9 protein-coding genes are annotated in these 5555 nt (G+C 39.1%); 3 read left to right on the top strand and 6 right to left on the bottom strand.

What is annotated here, in order from left to right:
* Window positions 1-238 precede the first annotated feature (238 nt).
* Genes ACFQIC_RS02990 through ACFQIC_RS02965 form a run of 6 tightly spaced genes read right to left on the bottom strand, consistent with a single transcriptional unit; the run spans window position 239 to window position 2095 of the window.
* Window positions 239-454: a spore germination protein gene (locus ACFQIC_RS02990; protein ID WP_204712345.1), complete on the bottom strand. Its 216-nt coding sequence runs from the start codon at window positions 452-454 to the stop codon at window positions 239-241.
* 54 nt (window positions 455-508) lie between these two features.
* On the bottom strand, window positions 509-877 hold the full coding sequence (locus ACFQIC_RS02985) for a spore germination protein GerPE (RefSeq protein WP_204712344.1): 369 nt from the start codon (window positions 875-877) through the stop codon (window positions 509-511).
* Window positions 870-1073 (bottom strand): spore gernimation protein GerPD, encoded by a 204-nt coding sequence (locus tag ACFQIC_RS02980; protein ID WP_204712343.1) that lies wholly within the window; start codon window positions 1071-1073, stop codon window positions 870-872. The genes ACFQIC_RS02985 and ACFQIC_RS02980 overlap by 8 nt, the downstream gene beginning before the upstream one ends.
* Window positions 1073-1594 carry a spore germination protein GerPC gene (gene gerPC, locus ACFQIC_RS02975; protein ID WP_204712342.1) on the bottom strand — a complete coding sequence of 174 codons (522 nt, stop codon included), beginning with the start codon at window positions 1592-1594 and terminating at the stop codon, window positions 1073-1075. The genes ACFQIC_RS02980 and gerPC overlap by 1 nt, the downstream gene beginning before the upstream one ends.
* A 41-nt stretch (window positions 1595-1635) precedes the next feature.
* A complete protein-coding gene (locus tag ACFQIC_RS02970; RefSeq protein WP_204712341.1) occupies window positions 1636-1863 on the bottom strand; it encodes a spore germination protein GerPB in 228 nt (75 codons plus the stop codon).
* Window positions 1864-1876: 13 nt separating this feature from the next.
* Complete coding sequence (locus ACFQIC_RS02965; RefSeq protein WP_204712340.1) at window positions 1877-2095, bottom strand: spore germination protein; 219 nt, start codon at window positions 2093-2095, stop codon at window positions 1877-1879.
* Between the two features lie 87 nt (window positions 2096-2182).
* Here ACFQIC_RS02965 and ACFQIC_RS02960 point away from each other — a divergent pair, with 87 nt between their 5' ends.
* The 3 genes from ACFQIC_RS02960 to ACFQIC_RS02950 are packed head-to-tail and all read left to right on the top strand — an operon-like array spanning window position 2183 to window position 5083.
* Window positions 2183-3373 (top strand): DUF418 domain-containing protein, encoded by a 1191-nt coding sequence (locus tag ACFQIC_RS02960; RefSeq protein WP_204712339.1) that lies wholly within the window; start codon window positions 2183-2185, stop codon window positions 3371-3373.
* 16 nt (window positions 3374-3389) lie between these two features.
* Window positions 3390-4583 (top strand): DUF2157 domain-containing protein, encoded by a 1194-nt coding sequence (locus ACFQIC_RS02955; RefSeq protein ID WP_204712338.1) that lies wholly within the window; start codon window positions 3390-3392, stop codon window positions 4581-4583.
* Entirely contained in the window at window positions 4580-5083 is a 504-nt protein-coding gene (locus ACFQIC_RS02950; protein WP_204712337.1) for a GDYXXLXY domain-containing protein, read from the top strand. The genes ACFQIC_RS02955 and ACFQIC_RS02950 overlap by 4 nt, the downstream gene beginning before the upstream one ends.
* The last annotated feature ends 472 nt before the right edge of the window (window positions 5084-5555 follow it).

Genomic DNA, 5555 nt, shown 5'->3' with positions numbered 1-5555 from the left:
AGAGGTAAGAGTGATAAATGTTAGTAGTTTTTTTCAAAGTGTCCTTGACATAGGGTCCACTTTATTAAAAATCCAAGCGTTTTTTGTTTGTTATTTATACTGTTATTTATGGTGCTAAAAAACGTAGTGTGTTTTAGTATGTTATTTCACCTGTTATTTTAGACGTTCTCCACAGTATTGGAACTACTTACTATTAGCCATGCCCTTTATTGCGTTAATAGATAATGATCGATTGCACCTAAGCTCCGCCTACGTTTTGATCGTTCACATCTGGATCTATTGGTTGTGTATTACTAAAGCCACTGTTCGTGTTGATAAAGTCTCCTGTGTTGGAAGAACCCGAACCGTTTACTGTTTTTGATGAACTTTTCGGTGATACATAAAAAGAATCTCCAAAATTGACGACGCCTCCGCTTATGCTGTTAATTCGAAGCGGACCAACGATGGATGGCATATATAAAGCCCTCCTTCTCTCCTATACTTCCTTTAGTTTATGAGAGTAATAGAATTACTGTTCCTCACTAAGTATCCGAATATGCTTTAGACGACCTTCTCCTTCGATATGATCTATTCCACCAATCTGGAACAGTCCAGCAGTGGAAATCCCTTTAAGTTTAATGTTGTGAACGATAATAGAGGGATGGTGATTGTGAAAAGAAGAATCAATATTTATAACAGGACGAGCAGGGGGTAAATCACGCTGGAAAATTGGGTAAGAATCAAAATCTGCCCAGTCCGTAAACGAGGTAGTTTCCTCCTGAACGGCAAGGGCTTTGGAGCGCGCACGGGAAAATGTTAAATCTCCAATCAAGAAGCCAGATCCAATCGAAATGGCTGTTACTTTGACATCATCTACATGAGCTAGGCGTTTATTCATCTTGTTGTGTCTCCAAATGTTCCTCCGTGGCGGCTGGGGCAACTGGTCCGATAATTAGGGATTCCGGTGGAGTGTCAAAAAAGGAACGCAATCGTATGGTTTTATTATCTCCAATTAAAAAGACAGAGGATGTTGTCACACTTGTAACTTGGATATTTCCAATGTGTAATCCATAATTGTGAACGGTGAAATTCATTAAGAGTCATTCCTTTCATGATGGTCTAAATGTTGAGTCACAGAGGCTTGGACTTCCTCGGATAAACGTTCCAGTATGGATTCAGTGGTAAACTCAGGGTTCTGTTGTTTATGAAATTTAAAACGTTCAGGCAGTTGGTTATTAATATCTGCGATCATTTGATCACGGTGTTCAGTGGAAAGAGGGATATTCCGCTGATGTATGAGATCATCAATGTGCTTTGGAACTGTAACCCCCATGAATTCATCTAAGTGATGAGCGCTATTTTGGCCCTTATATAAATCCTCGATTTCGGTCTCGGTTGATCCACTTGGAGTCAGTCCTATTTGGAGGGTCCCTTCTAAGGTTTCGATTTTTAATTGGTCGAAGTGATATTCGATCTTTTCAATCACCGTTTTCCGCTGATCCTGAGATTGCAGCTGCTCGATTTTTTGGGTGAGTTGTTCAATCATTTTTTGTTGTTCCTTCATATGCTCCATCACTTGCTGGACCCAAGTATCCCAAGAATTATAGTTGTTCACTGGCATTCACCCCTTAATAGCTTATGCAACGGAATATTCGGCTATGTGATGGAAAGTGGAACAAGTGTGCCTGAATCACCTTCAGGGACAGCCACTTCTCCCTCAGCAGGCGTAGGCTCTTCTGCTGGTTTTGTATGTTCCCCTGTATTATAGAGATCAGCTTGAGCCTGAATAACTCCCGAACTACCAATTTGTATAATTGAAGAGTTGGCCACAGTCCCGATTTTTAAATAACGTATGGAAATGGTTTGATAAACTGTCATACTCATAGTAAGCCCTCCTTTATGGTTGAGAAATAGGCTGATCAATCAATTCTTTATCATTAACATACGTATTAGAACGGTTTAAATGAATACGTATACCATCACCAGTGTTAAAGGATCCGCCTCCAGCAAATGTTTTGGCAGTAGCTTGTGGTGATATGCTAAATACATCGCCAATATTAAAAACAGAGGAAGAGGACATGGAAATGATTTTAACAAATCCAACTTTTGCTGGCATAGAAATACTCCTTTCTTCATCTATATGAACAACATTGTGTAAAAATCGTAATAAAAGTAAAATGAATGATAATGAGGAGGGTTTTGTATGAAACAGCAAGCATCACCACTACAAGATTCAGAGCGGTTAGGATGGGTTGATGCCACACGTGGTTTAGCTATTTTGGGAATATTTATGGTTAATGTACCAGCTTTTAATGCACCTTACTTTTTATATGGTGGAGAAGAAATTTTTTGGACATCAATGACAAGTCAAGTTATTCAAACGATTATTGATATTTTCTTCCAGGCTAGCTTCTATACATTATTTTCCTTTATGTTTGGGTTTGGATTATATATGATGAAAGAACGTTTAGAAGTTAAGGGAAATAATTATCGAGCCATTATTTTTAGAAGATTATTAATTTTGATTGCCTTTGGTGCAATTCATGCTTTCCTGATCTGGCATGGGGATATTTTGCTGTCCTACGGTGTATTTGGCATGATTATGTTTGCCTTTTTCAATACATCGCCAAAAGGATTATTGGTATGGGCGTTTAGCCTGTTAGGATTTCTCGTTGTTCCTTTGACCTTAGGAATGTATGCTATGAGAGATCAATTAGGTTCGTTTAGTAATTTTCAAGAAACAGAAGAAGCAAAGCAAAATTATGGACAAGGAAATTTACTTGAGATTTGGCAACAAAATTTGGTTGATTGGACTTATAGTAACAATCCTGGAACCGTCCCATTTCTTGCTTTATCTTTAATTCCTATGTTTATGTTAGGTGTGTATTTCGCAAAAAGAAAATGGTTACATAACCCTGATGAACATCAAGCCTCAATAAAAAAATGGTGGGTAATTACAGGTGTACTCTTTATTTTATTTAAAGCAGGGCCTTATGTGATTGGCAATCCTGAATGGTTTCAACTTTTGCAGGATAATATTGGAGGGACAGCCTCAGCGATTTTCTATGTACTGTCGGTTACTTTGGCATTTAAGTTCTCATTTGGAAAAAAGCTTCTTTACCCGCTGACTTGGGTAGGAAGGATGTCGCTATCTAATTATATTTTACAGTCCATTATTAGCTTTCTTTTGTTTTATTCGGTCGGTTTAGGGTGGTATGGACAAGTATCGCCACTTGAAAGTGTTGGGATTGTCCTTGTTGTATTTAGCTTGCAAATAATCGCGAGTAAATCGTGGTTGAAAACATTCCGCTATGGTCCATTAGAGTGGTTGTGGCGTACATTAACCTATGGAAAGAAACAGCCTTTAAAACGTTCTGACCAACAGGTTTCTTAACAAAGGAGATGGTGCAATGAAGCGGGGTCAGCTAAAAAAGGAATCCAAGTATTGGGTAGAAGATAAAATAATCACCTCGGAACAGCGGGAAAAGATTTTAAAGCGTTACAATCAAAAAACAAGTCATCCTATATTACTGACATTTGCCGCCCTGTTTATTGGTTTAGGTTTTCTAACTTTCATCGCATCAAATTGGTCGGCTATGTCAGACCTTGTAAAGATGGGAATTATCCTTTTTTTCCTTATTGCCTTCTACGGGACAGGTGATTTAGTCTATCGCAGGTGGTCTAAGCCGGTTGGTTTGAGTTTAATTATTATTGCCCTCTGTGTATTTGGATCGGGCATCTTTTTAATAGGTCAAATGTTTCACTATACGTCATTTAGCGCTTTTCCTTTTTTTGTTTGGTCCTTGGCCGCATTAGGGCTATTAATTTTCTTTGAAGAATCTCTTTTATTTATAGCAACTGTTGTGATCGTTACAGCAGGTCAAATCTATAGTGGTGTAATCTATCAAGATTTTTATATTCCTATTGGATTATTATTTGTCATTGGACTTGGCTGGATATTATACAAAAAAGGGAATCGGTTATTAACGGGGATATTTGCCATAAGTTATGTGGTCCAATCGCTAGTTTTTGTGTTTACACATAGCTGGTCTTATTATTGGCTCATATTATTGTTCTTGGTATTATATATTGTCAGTCATATACCGTACGGGCAGGTCTATTTGAAAACTTTTGGATCCATAGCTGTACTTTCCATTTTTGTCGTGAATATTTTTCAAGTTTTTCTTTTGGGGCAAGAAAGTGAGCAGGTGGAGTATTCGAACATCTTCTTTATGGGTTGGACGATTTTATTTATTTGTGCAGTAATTCAATCAGCCTTGGAATCTACGAAATTTAATTGGCTTGACCTTATTTTGTTTATCCCCGTTTTCAGAATAGGAGCAGGTGACTTGCTTTCTTTACTTCTATTATTTGGATATTCTCTCGGCTGGTTAATTGCTGGATATAAGAAAGAGCAGGCTGAATGGGTTGCTAAAGGTGCTATAGCTTTTCTGATCACCACATTTGTAGCCTATTTTCAATTAGCTTGGGACTTCATGGATCGTTCGGTTTTCTTCTTTATTGGAGGGATTCTCCTGTTTGTACTTAGTTTCTTTTTAGAGAAGAAGCGTCGTCAGGTGAGTAAAGGGGGCGAGACATCATGAAGCGTTCTATATTTTATATAATTGTTGGGTTACAAGTTCTCTTCTTAGTGGGTATGTCTGTCTCTTACTATGCCATGGACTATTTTGGCGAGACGGTTTACTTAGAAACTGTTCCGATTGATCCAAGGGACCCTTTCTACGGTGATTACGTGACTTTAAGATATGACATCGAGGAGTTTCCGGCAGATCGTTGGGAAGGGGATCAAAAACCTGTAAGAGGGGATGCTGTTTTTTTAATTGTTGAAAAAGGAGCAGAGAAATTTTATGAACTTGTCCAAGCCTCCCCTCAATCACAAGAAATAGAAGAAGGCCAAGTTCAAATCAAGTCGAAATTCGAATGGCATAATTTACGAAGTAACGAATATCAAGTAAACCTTGGATTAGATCGTTATTTTGTAGAAGAGAATACAGGTGAAGAGATAGAACAAGACGGTGGGGGACAAGTGGCTGAAGTAGTTGTGGCTCCTTGGGGGCAGAAAAAGATTGTCTCTCTACAATAAATCATCGGCCCTCTGCTTTTAAAAGGCACGGGGCTTTTTGTTATAGTTTTTTTAAATATTTTCTTGTTAAACTAAAGCCCACCAAAAGAATGTCGGTTCCGTTACTTTTTATCGAAGAATGGGGGATGGGAAACCACTCGCTTTCCGCAGGGAAGACGGCAAGACTCCTCGAGCTAAAGCTCTGCGGGGTCTCGCCAGTCTATCTTTTCCCGCAGGAGTCTCATGGTTTCCCATCCCCCATTACTATGAAGAGTGGAACGGAACCCTTTTTATGAAAATCGGCTGCTGTGTGAATCGTGCCATGAATTGACCTAGTACTATTGACCTCTACTGACAAGGTTGGATCCTGTGATGGCAATATTCACTGGTCTGTATATCTGTAAGGCTTGATTCCGAGATGATGGTGTGGAGAAAGGGGCGGTGGGGAAGGAGTCGCTTTCCGTGGGCGTGCGCTGAGCCTCCTCAGGCTGGC

The organism is Halobacillus seohaensis, assembly GCF_042663045.1.
GTDB classification, from domain to species: Bacteria; Bacillota; Bacilli; order Bacillales; family Halobacillaceae; genus Halobacillus_A; species Halobacillus_A seohaensis.
The sequence above is the reverse complement of the archived record's forward strand: the minus strand, read 5'-3'. Positions and strand labels throughout refer to the sequence as shown.

Excerpts from the sequence above, each read along its gene's own strand:
- ACFQIC_RS02960 (WP_204712339.1), top strand. The coding sequence starts at position 2,183 with ATGAAACAGCAAGCATCACCACTACAAGATTCAGAGCGGTTAGGATGG.
- ACFQIC_RS02985 (WP_204712344.1), bottom strand. The coding sequence starts at position 877 with ATGAATAAACGCCTAGCTCATGTAGATGATGTCAAAGTAACAGCCATT.
- ACFQIC_RS02990 (WP_204712345.1), bottom strand. The coding sequence starts at position 454 with ATGCCATCCATCGTTGGTCCGCTTCGAATTAACAGCATAAGCGGAGGC.
- ACFQIC_RS02970 (WP_204712341.1), bottom strand. The coding sequence starts at position 1,863 with ATGAGTATGACAGTTTATCAAACCATTTCCATACGTTATTTAAAAATC.
- ACFQIC_RS02955 (WP_204712338.1), top strand. The coding sequence starts at position 3,390 with ATGAAGCGGGGTCAGCTAAAAAAGGAATCCAAGTATTGGGTAGAAGAT.
- ACFQIC_RS02965 (WP_204712340.1), bottom strand. The coding sequence starts at position 2,095 with ATGCCAGCAAAAGTTGGATTTGTTAAAATCATTTCCATGTCCTCTTCC.
- ACFQIC_RS02950 (WP_204712337.1), top strand. The coding sequence starts at position 4,580 with ATGAAGCGTTCTATATTTTATATAATTGTTGGGTTACAAGTTCTCTTC.
- ACFQIC_RS02980 (WP_204712343.1), bottom strand. The coding sequence starts at position 1,073 with ATGAATTTCACCGTTCACAATTATGGATTACACATTGGAAATATCCAA.